General features: G+C 44.4%; 16 protein-coding genes and 1 pseudogene. 6 read left to right on the plus strand and 11 right to left on the minus strand.

The window, feature by feature from the left end; all coding sequences use genetic code 11:
* Positions 1-75 precede the first annotated feature (75 nt).
* Positions 76-1518 carry a hypothetical protein gene (locus L1076_RS05930; RefSeq protein WP_237303350.1) on the plus strand — a complete coding sequence of 481 codons (1443 nt, stop codon included), beginning with the start codon at positions 76-78 and terminating at the stop codon, positions 1516-1518.
* A 128-nt stretch (positions 1519-1646) separates the two neighbouring features.
* Here the strand turns inward: L1076_RS05930 and L1076_RS05935 are convergent, their stop codons facing one another.
* From L1076_RS05935 to L1076_RS05945, 3 genes are all read right to left on the minus strand, one after another.
* The gene (locus L1076_RS05935) at positions 1647-2123 is read right to left on the minus strand and encodes a GNAT family N-acetyltransferase (RefSeq protein ID WP_237303545.1); all 477 of its coding nucleotides are present in this window, start codon (positions 2121-2123) and stop codon (positions 1647-1649) included.
* Between the two features lie 21 nt (positions 2124-2144).
* Positions 2145-2687, minus strand: coding sequence for a hydrolase (locus L1076_RS05940; RefSeq protein WP_237303351.1), 543 nt, complete (start codon positions 2685-2687; stop codon positions 2145-2147).
* A 117-nt stretch (positions 2688-2804) separates the two neighbouring features.
* Positions 2805-3665 carry a LysR family transcriptional regulator gene (locus tag L1076_RS05945; RefSeq protein ID WP_237303352.1) on the minus strand — a complete coding sequence of 287 codons (861 nt, stop codon included), beginning with the start codon at positions 3663-3665 and terminating at the stop codon, positions 2805-2807.
* Positions 3666-3779: 114 nt separating this feature from the next.
* On the opposite strand from L1076_RS05945, the gene L1076_RS05950 reads away from it, so the two are divergent.
* From L1076_RS05950 to L1076_RS05960, 3 genes are all read left to right on the plus strand, one after another.
* Entirely contained in the window at positions 3780-4844 is a 1065-nt protein-coding gene (locus tag L1076_RS05950; protein WP_237303353.1) for an HlyD family secretion protein, read from the plus strand.
* Positions 4845-4853: 9 nt separating this feature from the next.
* The gene (locus L1076_RS05955) at positions 4854-5873 is read left to right on the plus strand and encodes a DUF2955 domain-containing protein (RefSeq protein ID WP_237303354.1); all 1020 of its coding nucleotides are present in this window, start codon (positions 4854-4856) and stop codon (positions 5871-5873) included.
* A 521-nt stretch (positions 5874-6394) separates the two neighbouring features.
* Complete coding sequence (locus L1076_RS05960) at positions 6395-6898, plus strand: ankyrin repeat domain-containing protein (RefSeq protein ID WP_050912727.1); 504 nt, start codon at positions 6395-6397, stop codon at positions 6896-6898.
* A 106-nt stretch (positions 6899-7004) separates the two neighbouring features.
* Here the strand turns inward: L1076_RS05960 and L1076_RS05965 are convergent, their stop codons facing one another.
* Positions 7005-8033 carry a methionine synthase gene (locus L1076_RS05965; protein WP_237303355.1) on the minus strand — a complete coding sequence of 343 codons (1029 nt, stop codon included), beginning with the start codon at positions 8031-8033 and terminating at the stop codon, positions 7005-7007.
* 30 nt (positions 8034-8063) lie between these two features.
* A complete protein-coding gene (locus L1076_RS05970; RefSeq protein ID WP_237303356.1) occupies positions 8064-9038 on the minus strand; it encodes a DUF1852 domain-containing protein in 975 nt (324 codons plus the stop codon).
* Between the two features lie 276 nt (positions 9039-9314).
* Here L1076_RS05970 and L1076_RS05975 point away from each other — a divergent pair.
* A pseudogene (locus tag L1076_RS05975) lies at positions 9315-9554 on the plus strand (amino acid transporter); the annotation flags it as partial.
* 111 nt (positions 9555-9665) lie between these two features.
* Here the strand turns inward: L1076_RS05975 and L1076_RS05980 are convergent.
* Positions 9666-11207, minus strand: coding sequence for an HNH endonuclease (locus L1076_RS05980; protein WP_237303358.1), 1542 nt, complete (start codon positions 11205-11207; stop codon positions 9666-9668).
* 361 nt (positions 11208-11568) lie between these two features.
* Between L1076_RS05980 and L1076_RS05985 the strand changes: the two genes are divergently transcribed.
* Positions 11569-12183 carry a 3'-5' exonuclease gene (locus tag L1076_RS05985; protein ID WP_237303359.1) on the plus strand — a complete coding sequence of 205 codons (615 nt, stop codon included), beginning with the start codon at positions 11569-11571 and terminating at the stop codon, positions 12181-12183.
* 65 nt (positions 12184-12248) lie between these two features.
* Here the strand turns inward: L1076_RS05985 and L1076_RS05990 are convergent, their stop codons facing one another.
* The 5 genes from L1076_RS05990 to L1076_RS06010 form a co-directional block, all read right to left on the minus strand.
* Positions 12249-12677: a CesT family type III secretion system chaperone gene (locus L1076_RS05990; protein ID WP_237303360.1), complete on the minus strand. Its 429-nt coding sequence runs from the start codon at positions 12675-12677 to the stop codon at positions 12249-12251.
* Complete coding sequence (locus L1076_RS05995; protein ID WP_237303361.1) at positions 12677-13660, minus strand: YopT-type cysteine protease domain-containing protein; 984 nt, start codon at positions 13658-13660, stop codon at positions 12677-12679. Before L1076_RS05995 ends, L1076_RS05990 begins: the two co-directional genes overlap by 1 nt.
* 194 nt (positions 13661-13854) lie before the next feature.
* Positions 13855-14385, minus strand: a complete 531-nt coding sequence (locus L1076_RS06000; RefSeq protein WP_042602507.1) for a hypothetical protein — start codon at positions 14383-14385, stop codon at positions 13855-13857.
* Between the two features lie 131 nt (positions 14386-14516).
* Positions 14517-15209, minus strand: coding sequence for an ABC transporter ATP-binding protein (locus L1076_RS06005; RefSeq protein WP_042602506.1), 693 nt, complete (start codon positions 15207-15209; stop codon positions 14517-14519).
* A gap of 22 nt (positions 15210-15231) precedes the next feature.
* Positions 15232-16515: an ABC transporter permease gene (locus L1076_RS06010; RefSeq protein WP_237303362.1), complete on the minus strand. Its 1284-nt coding sequence runs from the start codon at positions 16513-16515 to the stop codon at positions 15232-15234.
* Between the last annotated feature and the right edge of the window lie 2 nt (positions 16516-16517).

Consider the following 16517-nt stretch of genomic DNA (forward strand, 5'->3'; position numbering starts at 1 on the left):
AAAGCGCCTACCCAAACGCCAATACGATAAAAATCAGCCTATCATCGCCTGAATTTAAAAAAAGTGAACACGTTTATGTACGGTGAAAATAACCAACCGGCTTCTTCTTCAAGCCAAACAAAAAAAAGAAAAAATGACGCGTCTCACCACTCACAAGAAGGCGCTCCGGCGAAACGATTACGAGACGTTCAAAACTTAGCGAAGTGGAACGAGTTCCAACTCAACTGGCAAAACCACGTTGAAGAAAATAACTTGGCAATCCAAGACAGACCGCCAGAAGCGCTGATTCGTTTTAACTACCGTTATGTCGTTAACGACAACACCGGCGCATTGAAGTACGAGCCAGTCACCGTCGATCAAGTTCTAAATAACTATGATGAGCTAGAGCGCGTTTATTATCGCCGACAAATCAATGACCCAAGCCCAATGCAAACTCGGCAACAAAGCCGCGATTCTGCTTCGGAAAGCATGTCTCAATTTGATATTAAGATCCCACCTCAATCCAACTCAGGTACCGCGTTAATGGTACCTTCTGTCGGAATGCCGGAAGAGTTTAAATCCAAAGAAAAGCTGCAAGAGCTGTATTGGTACACTGAGGGGATGAGTCGCCCCGTCTATCTGTTCGTTCACCAAAGTGAGCTGAACTTATATCAAGAGCAAATGGGGACACTACTTCAAGCCGCTGGCGTAGGTTTGGTTGGGTGGTCATTCGAGTCCGGTACCGTTGGTTTCGGTGCAACAAGAAAAGCTGTCGTGGATTTTTGCAAACTCAACCACCTTAAAAAAATCACCATGATGGACTGCAACGTACTCATGTCTGAAATGGATCTAATCTCAGCCGCAGAAGAGGCAACATCAGAAGTCAAAGACGATACCACGCTGTATATTGCACTTGGCGTCACAAGTGGTGACACCTACGAGAAAGGCGCAAAAGCACCAAACAGCTTGCTCAATGAAGGGGCAGTAAAAGGCCGACCAATCGAACAGTTCACTATGCTCAACCACAATGTGTTGTTTGACCCTGCATTTATATCTTCTTCAGAAGATATTGATGTCTCCAACGAAATGAAGTTCTTCAACAGCATTGATCAGCAAAAATCCATTGCGTTAAAAGATCTGAAGCTACACCAAAAGCTCGATGACGAACTCGAAAGTCAGTATCCAAGAATCAACAAGCTGCGATTAAAGGCAACATCCAACGTTTACAATGACAAGTTTAAAGCACATCTGACTCAAATATCTGAGAACGAAAAAAACCTCGTCATTCAAGTGAAAACGGGTACAAAACCAAACGTACAAAAGCATAACGTGACGGTTCAGGCGTTCAGTGAATACATCGCCTCAACGTTAGGAAAGGATTCTCTGCGTATTCAGTCTCTCGTTATTGAAAAGATGTTGGTGAAGTACAAAGACATGAGCATGGGGTCTGGCTATCAGTTTGAGCCGGAAGGATTGGATGAGACGAATGCCGCACTCTATCCATATGAAGAGTCGAGTCATACACATGACGAAGCGTAAGCCATAATAAGACGTGTTTCCCTTGGCAGGCCGATAGCGCCAGGGGAGATGGATACAAACTCATACTGCTCGCGTTGTGGTGTTTGTTTCTTCCTGAATTTGTCGATAGTAAGGGGGTTATATTCGTACTAAAAACGCTTTTCCATGAATAACAAATCCCAGATCTCGCCATCAAAAGAACGCTCTCCTGATTCACGCGACGTCACTTCAAACCCAAGAGATTCATAACAATTCTTGGCCACGGTGTTACGCTCAAAGACCGCCAACGACAAGACTTGAGCATGATACTGAGTTTGAGACAGTTCGATGAGCTGCGTGAGCATGACTTTCGAAAGACCTTTCCCTCGAAAATCATTGGAAACAAAAACACGACAAATTCTAAATTGGGATTGAGACTCTTTAAACAGCTCAACATAGCCAGCCTGCTTCCCGTCACAAACGAGCATAAACGGGAAGACTTCAGGTTTCGCGCAATGGAGGCTAATCTGTTGGTGGTCTAGAGGGAAATTGAAATTTGGCCCACCCCATTGATAGTTCAGTTGCTCTGAATCAATCCAACGGATGAGTGCCTCGTAATCTTCCTTTTCAAATGCTCTCAGTTCCATCTTCATCTCTGCCATTGTTTATTATTTGATGAGCCCTAAGATCTCTTTAAACTCTAGTGCTCGGCAATCTTCTACCATTTCATACAAACACATTTCTACGCCTGTTAGGCCAACGCCATTCGCAGTCAGTTTTGCAAGCGCGAGCGCTTTGTTGGCTGGCGTTCGAGAAGAAACGCAATCCGTCACCAGTTCCACTTTGTAACCCATTTGACGCAGCGACACCGCGGTTTGATACACACAAATGTGCGCTTCGATACCACAAACCAACCAAGTATCGACTTTGGCGTTTTCTACCGCGAGTTTGAATGTCGGTTCTTTGCAACCATCAAAGGTATGCTTTGCAATCGCCAAGTGCTCTTTCGCTAACACTTCACGAATCGGTTCTACCGTCGGGCCTAATCGGTCTGGGTTTTGTTCAAGCCAAACAATAGGGAGCTTGAGAGCCTTTGCGCCCTTGATTAACTTAGTCGTACTTTCAATCATCGCTTCGCTTTCGTGCATTAGCGTTGCCAGTTTACCTTGCACATCGACAACAATCAGACCGGTGGAATTTTTCGATAACATTCTCATCTCCTATGAGCCGCTTGAAGGTGAATATACTCAAGCGTTTGAATAAAGAGAATGTACCAGAACTGCCGCCTATTCTGATGAGCAAATTCGCAAAGTTATTGTCCGCTCACGCTATTGGAATTTTTCCCGAAACAGTTCGATTAACACTTTGACCTTGTTCGGCAAAAACAGATTGGATGGGTAAATCAACGTCAGATGTTGTTTAGGGTGCGTGAACTCTGGCAATACTTCGACTAACTGGCCGTCTTCTAAAGCTGGTTTAGAGTGCACTTGCGGGATAAAGGCGATGCCGTTACCTGTAATCGCCATTAACCGCAGCAAGTTCAAATCGTCCGACCTAACCGCCACGTGCAATTCTGGATCTAACAATCCGGCATTGTATCGGTTAGTCAGCAAACGATGATGCTTTAAATCGTCCATGCTTTTTAGAGGAGGATGGGCATCTAAATAAGCTTGGGAAGCGACAAAGTGACTGCGGTAAGGCAATAAGCTGAACTGAACATAGCTGTCATCCGAGACTTTCGCCACGCTCGGTAAAAGCTGAAGATCAAACGCTTGTCGCTTAAGATCCACACTCTCTTGGTGGTTCTCAATCTCTACCGACATCTCAGGGTAACGGGTCGTATATTCGTTAATGATCGAATTAAACGCCGCCGAGCTCATCAATGCAGAGGGAATCGCAACACGCACTTTACCCGTCAACTCTTGTTGGTATTCATGCATCATATTCAAACCTTGTTGAATATGCTCTATGGGTTGCCCCACCAGCTCAAACAGACGCTTGCCGTGCTCGGTCAACTCAATGGTTCGCGTGGTTCGAATCAGCAATTGGCAGCCCAACGCTTTCTCTAATTCTTGCAAACGTCGGCTCACTTTAGAGCGTTGTAACTGGTTCGCCTCTGCCGCCGCACTGATACCACCGTGCACGACGGTTTGGCTAAACAGGTGAAGATCATCAAAACTAACGTTCATTGTCCTACTTTTAGGTCATTCATGCGCTTATTGTCATTCTACTGAATTGTGACCAAGTTCTCTATAATCGCCTGTCTAATTTGCTTGCGAGCACCATAGATTCAGGTATCTATTATGACGGCAGATCATAAATTCAAACACTGGATGCGAACACTTATTGTCCTGTTCATTGTACTATTTTTCTACATCATCATTGCGGATCGACACGCACCAATCACGACCGAAGGGCGAGTCCAAGGTTACGTGGTGCAAGTTGCGCCAGAAGTGTCTGGCAAAGTGACCGATGTGCTGATTGCCAACAACCAGTCTGTACACAAAGGCGATATGCTGTTCACCATTGATGCTCGTAAATACAAAATCGCTTTAGAACAAGCGCAGCTTTCACTGCAATCCGCTTACGAAAAAGAAGCAACACTGTATTCGCAGCGGGAAGCTGCACTGGCAAACATTGCTCGTGCTCAAGCGACTTACAACAACGCGCACAGTGAGTACTCACGTCTACAAAAGTTGTCGAAGCAAAAAGTCATTTCTCAATCCAACTTAGACAGTGCCTACGCACAAAACCAAGTGTCACGAGCTGCGCTCAAAGCAGAACAACAAAACTTGAAAGTGATTGAAGCACAACTTGGAGACAAAAAAGGCCAAAGCACCGCAGTACGCATTGCTCAAAACGGTATTGAGAAAGCTCAACTCGATCTAACTAATACCGCAGTCCTTGCTCCAAGTGACGGCGTAGTAACTAACCTGCAATTGGAAGTCGGCACCATGGCAAACACCAACATGCCATTGCTTACCTTTGTACCAACCGGATCAATGTGGGTTGCTGCGGATTTTCGTGAGAAATCGGTAGCGGGCGTCGACAACAGTTACCACGCCATGGTTGCGTTTGATGCTAACCCAGGTTCAGTTTATGACTTCGACCTATCTAGTCGAGATTACGGCGTTGCCGCTGCACAGCAAACCCCAAATGGCGCACTGACCAAAGTCGAAGTGAACAACCGTTGGGTACGTGATGCACAGCGCACTCGCGTGAACCTGACCAGTGAAGAAGCACTGCCTTCCTCTCTGTTCGTTGGTTCTCGTGCCACCATCGTACTTTACCCAGACAACAGTCCGTTTTGGGCATTGATGGCACAAGTTCAAATCTACCTTGCTAGCTGGTTCCACTTTATCTACTAGGCGGCTGCGATGAAAACCTTACGTATTTGGTTTGGCTGCTCAATGGGTTTGGCGTTGAGCATGATCTTTGGTTGGTCTTACGGTTTCTTTGCCGTCATGCTGCCACTGTTCGTGCTCGGCCGTATGGACCACTTCAGTCTGCCATTGGTATTGATGGTGCTGTTCTCGGCGGTTTGGACCACGGTTCAAGCCACCTTTATTCTCGAATACTTGCAGTTCCATCCTACTCTGATGTTCGCGGCAGTGGGCATTATGATGCTGTTTAAATGCATCGCGATGATGAACCCGAAAACCTACTTGTTTGGTTACATGGGGTTGTTGGTTGGCTCGATCGTGCTCAACTTCGCGAGTTACGATTTCATGGATATTGAAGAGTTCAACGTCAACCTTTGGGTAATTTCGTTCAGCAATATCTTTGTCTGTGCCCTCGCCTATTGGCTATTTCCAGAGCCAGAATCGAAGATCTTACAAACAGAAATGACTACGCCAGTAAAAAGCGATATCGACTACATCAGCCAAGTAGCAATGGGCTGGGTGGTAGCAATGGCGGCGTTTTTGGTGTTCCAAATCGGTGATTTGTACGACTCACTTTCGGCGCAGGCTTCGATCCTCATTATCCTAACGCCAATGACATTGGCAGGCTCAATGGCCATGGCGAAAATCCGCATCATCGGTACAGCGCTGGGTTGTATCGCGGGTATGGCGGTGCAGTTAATCTTGGGCAGTTGGTTTGGTCATGGATTGCTGTTCTGGCTGACGTTTACCATCGCTATGGGGCCATTCTGTTTGTGGCTAACGAAAGGACAAGTCAAAGCCGCCATTGCGTTCTCGGCGATGTCTGCCCTGTCTGTTCCACTGACCACGTCATTAGTGCCTGAGCAGAAAGACGCGTTCTTCTCCATCTTGTACCGATTCAGTTCGATATTCGTAGCGGTAATGCTCACCGCAATGGTGATGTGGGTAGTACACCACTGGATTCGCGTGATGTTATTGAAGCATCCAGAGATGAAAAATGTGGAATTGAATTGACGGAAAACGAAGTATGCCGCTCACTTTACTGGGAGCGGAATTTTTATTTAGAACCGGTCACCCTGAACGACGAGTAACGAAGTGATTTAGGATCTACCCAAAGAGTGCTATTAAGTCCTGAGGTTATCGCCATTTTCCAAGCGAGTTGTTAGCAGATTCCTAGTCTCGTCTAGACTCGCTGGAATGACCCTATTTCGGGCTCTAACCAGATAACTGTTTTGTGGGGAGCAACGTATCTACCAACGTCCGTCATCCTGAACAACGAGGGACGAGGTGATTCAGGATCTACCCGCAAAGTGCTGTTAAGGTCTGCAAACTACTGTACTTTTCAATGCGTGCTTTTGCGCCTTACGATGTGCGATGAGATTACAACCCCTGTGAAACGATAACTCTATTAGTTTCAACATTCTTACAAGCTCTTCGCACGATGGCAGAAGCTTCCTTCTTTCTTATTTACTTGTCGCCTCAGTCCGTCTAAAAATCCATCCATTCACCACAAAACTCAAACTCTGGGCGTAACTATGCTAAAAAAGTTAACTGCAATTTTGGTTGTCGTCGCTGCCACGGTTACCGTCTTCGCGAGCTCAGTTGATGATGAAAGACTTGTGCTCTGTGCTTTAGGTAGCAATATTGTCCTCTTCAATGACAGCGCCTGCTTAACCTATATCGAGACCTTCAATCTGAGTGAAAGCTATATTGATTCAATCAACTCTGAGCTTGGCATTATGACGATATTGAACTCAGATCATGAGAATAAGTTCAAAGTCGCCAATGTGCTGTTACAACAAGGGGCAGATATCAACAGCATCAACACCCTAGACGGACTTTCTCTTCCACCTTTACACAGTGCCGTTTTATCTGACGATTATGAGTCGTTTCTATACCTCATTGATCATGGAGCAAGCGTTGAAGCTCTAAGCTCGCAAACTAGCGAAAGCTTGTACGACTTCACGGACAGGCTACTTAAGCAAAATCCGACACCGGCAAGAGCCAATATGTTGGAGTTTATTCAAAGAATGATTTAGAGAAGCTTGTTATTAATCATCGTTCGCAAACAGAAAAACCAAGAGTCTGACTCTTGGTTTTGTTTATCTAGGGGTTGATAACTGAATATTGAGTATTGCTAAAGACTCAACCCACCAACTCTTTTCGAATAATCTCTGCGCCTGCGCTGAGTGCATTGAGCTTCGCAGTTGAAACTTCGCGAGATAGAGGCGCCATGCCGCAGTTTGTGCATGGGTAAAGTTTGTCGGCATCGACGTACTTAAGTGCTTCGCGCAGAGTTTCTGCAACCTCTTCTGGTGTTTCAATCTCGTTGGTTGCTACATCAATTGCGCCAACCATCACCTTCTTGCCTCGGATAAGTTCTAATAGTTCGATAGGTACACGTGAGTTGTGACACTCAAGCGAGATAATATCGATATTGGACTTCTGCAGTTTCGGGAATACCTCTTCGTATTGTCGCCACTCAGTGCCCAGCGTCTTCTTCCAATCCGTATTGGCTTTAATACCGTAGCCATAGCAGATATGTACTGCAGTTTCGCATTTTAGCCCTTCGATAGCGCGCTCTAAACACGCAATGCCCCACTCGTTCACATCATCAAAGAACACATTAAACGCGGGCTCATCAAATTGGATAATGTCGACGCCTGCCGCTTCAAGTTCTTTCGCCTCTTGGTTAAGGATCTTTGCGAATTCCCAAGCCAGTTTTTCACGGCTACCGTAGTGATCATCATACAGTGTATCGATCATCGTCATTGGTCCCGGTAGCGCCCACTTGATCGGTTGTTTGGTTTGCTGACGTAAGAACTTCGCATCTTCCACAAACACAGGTTTGGTTCGGCTCACTGGGCCCACTACCGTCGGTACACTCGCATCATAGCGGTTACGAATGGTCACGGTTTTACGGTTCTCGAAGTCTACGCCACTAAGGTGTTCAATAAAGGTCGTCACAAAGTGTTGGCGAGTTTGTTCACCGTCACTGACAATATCGACCCCTGCCAGTTCTTGCTCTTGTAAAGAGACACGCAGAGCATCGCGTTTGCCATCAATCAGTTCGTCGCCTTGCAGTTTCCATGGAGACCAAAGCGTCTCTGGTTGAGCCAGCCAAGAAGGCTTAGGTAAGCTGCCCGCCGTTGAAGTCGGTAATAATGTTTTCATCGTCATTCCCTTCTAGATTCTCGTTTTCGATTACGCGTAATTTGCAGACCATTGCTCAAGGACCGCTTGATAAGGCTTGATGAAGTGCTCCTCAGCAAACTTCCCTTGCTCTTTTGCAAGCTGGCTGCGCTCTTCGCGGTCATAAACGATTTGGGTTAACGAGTGATCAAGATTCTTCAAGTTCGGTTGGTAGCACTGGCCGGCTACCGCGTTCGCGTTGTAAATCTCTGGGCGATAAATCTTTTGGAACGTCTCCATGGTACTGATGGTACTGATCAGCTCTAGATTCGAGTAGTCATTCAATAAGTCACCGAAGAAGTAAAACGCCAACGGAGCGACACTGTTTGGCGGCATAAAGTAGCGCACCTGTAAGCCCATCTTTTTGAAGTACTGCTCGGTCAATGATGATTCGTTTGGCTGGTATTCAAAGCCCAACACTGGATGCTGGTTGTCAGTACGGCGGTAAACCTTGTTGTCCGACACACTCAAACAAATCACTGGCGGCTTTTGGAAATGTTGTTGATACGATTCCGACTTCACGAACGCTTTAAACAGCTTGCCGTGTAACTCACCAAAATCAGCGGGAATGCTAAATTGAGGCTGGTCTTTATTGTGGTCTAATAGCAGAACGCTAAAGTCGTAATCGCGCACATAAGAAGAGAAGTTGTTACCCACAATGCCTTCGATACGTTCGTTGGTTTTGCGGTCAACAATGTTGGTTTTAAGCACTTCGATAGAAGGGAATGCTTCACCACTGCCTTGGATGTCCATATCCACAGAGATGATTTCCAACTCGACGCTGTAACGATCGCCATTTGGATTATCCCAATGTGCCAAAGCATTAAAACGATTGTCGATCATACGCAGTGCATTGCGAAGGTTATTCTGGCGGCTGTCACCACGAGCTAGGTTGGCAAAGTTGGTCGTGATGCGCGTACTGTCTGATGGTTGGTAGTTCTCATCAAAACGGATGCTCTTAATAGCAAAATTGAAATCGTTATTCATGGTGAGTTGGTATCCTATTTCCTTAGATAAACGCTGACTGATTCCTAACTCTGTTCTTGGGGATGGTTGTGTTTTTTGATTTTCCCAATCGTCAGTATGTGCAGCGTTTACCTCGAAAATTCAGTTCAAAAACAGCTGTCACAGTACCTAACACCAGAGCAGTCTGTTTTTTATACTTGCTTCGTTAATTGAATAACATTGGTAATACTTCACGTTGAACATGAAGGAATTTCATGGTTTGAGGAAAAAGCCTGTCTAGTGCGCATAAGCATACCGTCGATAAAGACTTCCATTGCAGGCGTAACATCTATCTCTACATTAGTGTTGCCTAACACGCAAAACATCTACTGGGTCTTAGCCACCAGCCTAGTGCTCGTCTTTATCGCATTGGCGAGCAACTTAATCTGGGCTATCGCAGGCAAACTGCTTCAATCGCAATTCCAGAAATATGGTAAAGCGATCAATATGACTTTAGCGGCGACGTTACTTTACTGCGCGGTACAGTTGTTTGTTTGAGGTTAAATAAGGCGTAATACTACGCCTTTTCAAATATTTTACTGACTGTAACCAAGAAAAACTAACTTAGTCGCTTGTAGTTTAAGAACACACTATAGTATATATACAATGTCAGTTTTTAGCAGAAGTATTACAGTATGGATGCATCAACGCACCATTTTGAACACTGCCTTTCCCACCATCTTGTTTCCTAACAATATGATCGAAAGAAATTGAGTTTTGGTGTATAAATCCACTACATAACGAACATGTACTACTTCTAGGTAGTGTTTCTTGAATATAAATCTGAGATTTTATATCTGTAGAAAATCTAGGTGACGTAACATTGACTTCGTCATCTCTCGTGAGAAATGCATATTCACCCAAAATTAGGTCAACGATAGTATTTTCATGTTCCTTCTTTTGTAACAAGCTTATAATTAAAGTTATTACTTTCTTTATGTGTTTGTAGCTCTTCATGCCACTGCCGTACTTAGCATTTAGACCAGATAGAAAGTGCTTATATTTGATCAAGAATTTTTCTAAATCACCACGAATAAAACAGAAAGATTTTAATGACTGCTGAGATTTTTCTACATCTTTAATGACATCTACCCAGGCTAATATTGCTGAATAGATATGATTTCCTCTTTTATTATAGAAATATACTAAAGGATGTAGTCCAAGAGATGATGGATGAGAGGAATTAATCCTTCTTAAGAATTTTCTTGTATTTTTCAGATACTGAACGGTTAATTGACCATCTAAATCATCATCAATTTTTTTTGTATTATTTGGAACATCATTACATTTTTTCACCAGATCAAATATAAAACTATTTGTTTGTGGTGAGTTATATTTTTTTACTAAAGGTAGATCTAGCGTACGGATAGCACCAGATATCTTAGGTTGAAAAACAAGTCCATTGATTTCTCGAGCTATATCTTCTATTTCCTTCATGACAGAAGGTTCAAATTGCGACCAATACTGATGACCAGCACCAGCTCTCATAATAGCTCGCGAAGCTATAGCGAATGCCTTTCTTCTGGATTGTAAAAGTTCAATTTCTGTATCGTTTATCTTAGATGCTTTCTGGTTTATTTTAAAAAATGATTGTTCAGCTTTTTCAGCACCACCAGTAACCCACTGTAATTGTATGGAAGTACGACCTAAACTAAGAGCCTTTTCTAACATTTGACGATCGGCGTTGTTGCTATCTGCTGTAGCTTTTTTGTACTCACTATAGGATTTGACAGTATTCTTTATCTTTTCTCTCGTTTTACTAGCAATATCTCTTTGTTCGTCATCAATTTCATCATTATAAAATTGTTTGGATATAGCTCCATCTCCATAGTCATCGTTTATCCAAGCAATTAGTGCCCCGAGTCTATGAGCTCCATCAATTACGAAATTGTAGGGACCTGAATTCCATAAAATGACAGCTGGTATAAGATCACCATCAATAAAGCTCTGAATAAATTCACAAAGCTGGTCATCTGTCCAGTCTGAAGTTTCCCTCTGAAAATCAGGTTTTCGCAAACCTGCATAAAAAAACTCTCCTCTTTCCAAGTCCTTTACACCAACATTTTGGTTAAATGAAGAAACTCTAGAGTTAGTTTCTACAACCTCAAAATCTTCTCTAGAAATTAAGGCATCCAAATTTACATTTGGCATTCAATTTTCCTTATTTTAAATCGTTCTATACTTGACACGTTCTACAGGTTTTCACCCTCTTTAATCCGTACATTGTGCCGAATTAAACGATAACGCTCAATTTACAAGACTAATAGTTTCAATAAGATAAAGTTGTTGCATAACATTAGATTGCTAATTTGCATTGATTTCTACTCGTAAGAAGATGACAAAGCCAATTCTTCCGTAGTAAATCGAATAAAACTAACCGTAGAACGCATCGTCGATCCAGTTAGCATGCCAAATTAAATCTCAGGTCCAGCTATCACTTGAAGTTCGCTCCTTCCCTTTTCCCACACTTTCAACGATACTCTTGCGCCTTATTGTTCAGTTGGAAAACTTCATGCCTCAAGCTAACTCCGTTGTCGTACTCGACTTTGAAACCACAGGTCTGTCTCCGAATATGGGTGATCGCGCGATTGAAATCGGTGCGGTTAAGATCGTTGATGGTGAGGTGGTCGATAGTTTTCAGCAACTTATGAATCCTGGCTTTCGTGTGAGCTCATTTATTGAGGGCTACACAGGTATAACCAATAACATGCTGCGCATAGCACCAAGTTGCGATGAAGTGATGGCATCGTTCAGTGAGTTTATTGCGGGTGAGAATCTTATCGCGCACAACGCGTCGTTCGATAAGCGATTTCTGGATGCAGAGCTAGAGCGAATCGACTGCGGTTACTCTGGTGAGTTCGCGTGTTCTTTATTGGTGGCAAGACGCCTTATTCAAGATGCACCGTCACACAAGCTGGGGGAGTTGGTTCGTTATAAGAACATCGAAAACGACGGCGTATTCCACCGCGCGTTAGCCGATGCACAGGTAACGGCAAAGCTGTGGTTGTTGATGGTAGAAGAGCTTGAACAATCCGGCATTGCAGCGCCAAGCTTTAAGTTTATGCAGACGGTAAGTAAGACAGCGAAAGGAAAAGTGGATCTGCTACTGGCTAAAAGCCGTGCTTAAACCACAAAAAAGTAACGCCCGATCATGCGGGCGTTACTTGTGCCCTATAAATCTAGATCTAGGGTTTACACTGAGATCATATGAGGTCGGATATTGGTTGGCTCTGCGCTTGCTGGCGTTGGCTTTACTCCAGAAATCGCCGCCTGCTTTTCAATAAGATCTTGAATAAAGCACTCTGTCCACGCCTCTAACGCTGCCACATTTAGCATCGCCATCGGTTGTTGCGACCATAAAACGGCGCTGTTTTCTTGATGCGACACAACGTGCGCAGGCCAGTATTCACCAAAGATATTGCTCTTTGCCAGCTGCTCCGATATCGGGTTTGCCTCACCAAGTTCTGCATACAGTACCATCCACTCTTCATTCTGATGCGTGAAATGAAGTTGATACTTTTGGTCAATCAACAGGCTGTAGATACCATCTTGCGCGGTTGGGTTCTCTAGGCCGTTCTTTTCGAAAAAGTGTTTAACTAGGTGATCGAATGTGGTTGTCATTAGTGGTTAGCCTCCAAGTTGACGATGCTGAATTCTCCCGATAAGCCGAATTTCGGTAGGTCGTAGCCTGATTTGTGCCAGAAGTCCTGAACAAACCAGCTGGTGAAATCTTCCTTGCTTGGGAAAGAAAACTCACCGAAGTTCGGGTCAAAGAAGGTCACTTTTTCTCCATCTACCGCGGCGGCAACGGCGTGTGCATTGCTTGGACCTTCAAGGCCGATCTTCTTCAATAGTGATGTTTTAGGGCCGTTATCAACAATCTTTGCCGCAAGCTCTGCTGCACTATTTCGGCCACGGCTTGTTTGTCCATGCACACGTGATAATGCCCCAAGTTCTCGGTAAGGCGATTCGATGTTGTTGCTTCTTAGCCAACCTTCTGTGATCGCTTCTTGGTCATAACCCACCATGCCATCGGTTTGCAGTTGCGCGACAGACTGCATTGTCTCTTTGTTCAACTTACCTTTGTCGCTTGCCGTTCCTGATTGAAATAGCTGTTCGCCAAGGTTAGAGCCTTCTGCTCGTGCCTTCATCCAATGAGCGCTCAGTGCTTCACAACATCCGCCAGAAGTGTTGGTGTCTTTTAGGATGGCGTTTTTGATGCTGCCCGTTACCTGAGAGACTTGCATGCTTACTTCGCCGTTGTGTTTTGCTGCCGAGTTACGCAATGAAGCGGTTTTAGTGCTGACCAGCGCGTGCAAAATACGATCGCCCAGCGTTTGTACCGCTGTTTTGAAGTTTTGTAACTTTGAGCGAGGCTCTGCGCTTTGTTCTGGTGTCGCGCTTTGCAGAGAAAACGAACTGATCGGTGCGGGGTTTGCGGTAGCACCGCTATTCATCTGTTGCAGCATAAAGTTGCGAATGGCATCTGGCGTCATTTGCGTGCTTGCACTCAAACCACCAAGTTGACCTTGGTTTTGTGGTTGGCTGACTGGTGCAGTGATGATTGGTCGACTGATAGGAGAGATATTAGTAATACCTTGCATAACTACCTGCTTTCTTTGTTTGTTTTTGTATGCAGCAAGGTTAACCAAAGCAATGAAGGTGGGCTGTTAGCCATGGTCGTTGTTTTGTTGATTTGTTGATTTGTTGATTTGAGCGAATCTTTCTCTCATATAGAGAAAAGGCTCTTAGAAAGATTAATAGTAACTATTCATATAGAACCATACGATATAAATCACTAATTAATCTTTAAAATCTTATTTGCCATTTTTATTTGACCAGGAAGATAAATCATCTGTAACAAATTAGGCATTGAAAATATGACTACAGCTTTTAATAAATTTAAAATAATATCGTAATCACCAGGAGTAAATTTAAGAGCTGACATTAAAAAAGCTAGAAGGATAAATGCATAACAAAACTTTTGAACAAACTCATCGGGATACCAAGAGTACGTTATTTTCGTTTGATTTTTTTCTTGTTCTAATTTACATCGAAGCTCGCCCCCAATTTCACTCCCCGCAAGAATTGAACTTGAGTTTGTGAGCTCACGAGTATTAAACAATCTGTCTTGATGAGCTTCAAAACTTCGAGAAGTTTTTCTTCGTATTATTAGGATATTTTCCTTCTTCTTAGTCAAGTAAGCACCTTCACTAGGGTTACTCTCATTCAAATAAAAATAATCAGTATTGTTTAACCGAGAAAGAATCTCTTCTATTGGTTCATCGCTATATTTTTCGCTTCTATAAAGTGCGTGATTTATATGCATTACAATATTACAGCCTTGTTTAAAATTGAGATGTAAATTTTAAACAAGGCCGGCTAAAACACCACTTCCAAAATGACCATTTTTATAGGCAAATGGTCTTTATTTTAATAAAGCTCCAAACTGCGAGAATTTCACGCCGGCACTCTATCCGAAATCACCTTGCCATCTTTGATGGTGATGATGCGTTTGGTGCGCTCTGCTAGGGCGTTATCGTGCGTCACGATGATCAAGGTTCTGCCTTCAGCGTGGAGTTGATTGAACAAGGCTTCAATCTCTGCACCAGATTTCGAATCCAATGCACCAGTAGGCTCATCGGCTAGGATGATTTGCGGATCGTTGACCAAGGCTCTTGCAATCGCGACCCTCTGTTTTTGACCGCCAGAAAGCTGGTTTGGTTTGTGGTCGAGACGATCCCCTAGCCCGACTTGCTCTAGCAATTTAGCGGCACGCTGGCGACGTTCTTTGGCTTTAATGCCAGAGTAAACCAACGGCAGTGCCACGTTATCCAACGCTGTCGCGTATTCCAGCAAGTTAAAGCTTTGGAAGACAAAACCTATCTTTTGGTTACGAATACCGGCTAGCTCGTTCGGGCTTAAACTTGCGACGTTTTGACCACCCAATTGGTATTGGCCATCGGTTGGTTTATCTAAACAGCCAAGCATGTTCATCAAAGTCGATTTACCCGAACCAGATGGGCCAAGAATCGACAGAAACTCCCCTTGGTTGATGGTTAAGTCGACGCCATCTAGAGCGCGCACTTCAGCCTCTCCGCTTGCGTAGTATTTGCAAATGTTAGTCAGCTCAACCAATGGGGCGTTTGACATTTTCTCTCCAGAATTCTTTTTATTATTCACTTTGTAGCGCCTCCAGCGGGCTCACTTTTGCTGCTCGGTTAGCAGGTAACCAAGCAGATGCGACGCCAATAAACACCAAGGTGCTAATCACAATTGCAACGACTATCCATGAGAGCTCAGGGACGGGTCTGCCAAGGCGTTCATAAAACATGTTGCCTTCTAAATTAATCGCACTAATTGCGCTAACAAGCGCATAAGTCACTCCTAATCCCAATACGCCACCTAACATCATCGTCATCAGTGATTGCACCAAATAGTGCAGACGAATCGCGGTTGGCGTAGCACCAACGGCCATGCGCACGCCAATATCTCTGGTTGAACGTTTCACGGTTGCGTACATCACATTCGCAATCCCGACGCCCGCCACGGCAAGCGTGACAAAGCCAATGATGCCAAGAAAACTTTGTAGACCAACTAAGAACTGTTGCATGCTTTTCTGTTTAAGAAACATGTCTTCCACTTGGACGACTTGCTCGTCACTCACACTGGCACCATGTTTACGAGCGATCACCTGACGAATGGTCTCTGCGAGTTTTTCACGATCTGCATTAGCATTCGGCTCTACGTTGATACCGCCAATATCACCATTAGTATGAAAGCGTTGCCACGTGGCTAACGGCACAAAACTGGCGTAGTTAATTTGATCACCCTGTTCGATTTCAGCACTGTTTTTCTTCAACACGCCAATCACAGTAAACTCTTCACTGCCAATCTTGACCTTTTTACCCACTGGATCGGCTTGTAACGTCACAGGAGCAAACCAGCTGAAGTCTTCATTAGGATTAAACAGATCCGCAGCGAGTGAATAACCCAAGACAACCACCTTACGCATCTGCTTTTGGTCGAGCGGATTGAGCCAACGACCGCCATCCATTGGGATCAGATTGGTCATGGACGCAAAATCCGTCGTGACGGCTAATGGCTCTTGCCATGAACCTCTATCGTCCACGGTGATACGCTCATCCCATACTGCGGTTGGCGCAACGCTTTTCACCTCTGGTAGGGCTTTAACAACATCGGTATCGTCGGCTTTTAAGGTTAGAAACTTACCTTGGTGGAACACACCATAATCGACAGTCGCCATGCCTCCGGTTAAATAAATCAGATTACCGTTGCCATTTTGCGCGGTTCTCAATACGCCCTGACGAATGCCCTCGCCCACGGCAAGCATTGCAGCGATACACAAGGTCGCCCATGCCACAGCAAGAATGGTTAAACCCAAACGCAGCTTTTCTGCTGCCATTTCTTGAAAGATTTGTCTCATCGGTAGCAACATGA

Origin of the sequence: Vibrio sp. MMG023, assembly GCF_021654215.1 — a bacterium.
In the GTDB taxonomy this organism is placed as follows: Bacteria; Pseudomonadota; Gammaproteobacteria; order Enterobacterales; family Vibrionaceae; genus Vibrio; species Vibrio jasicida.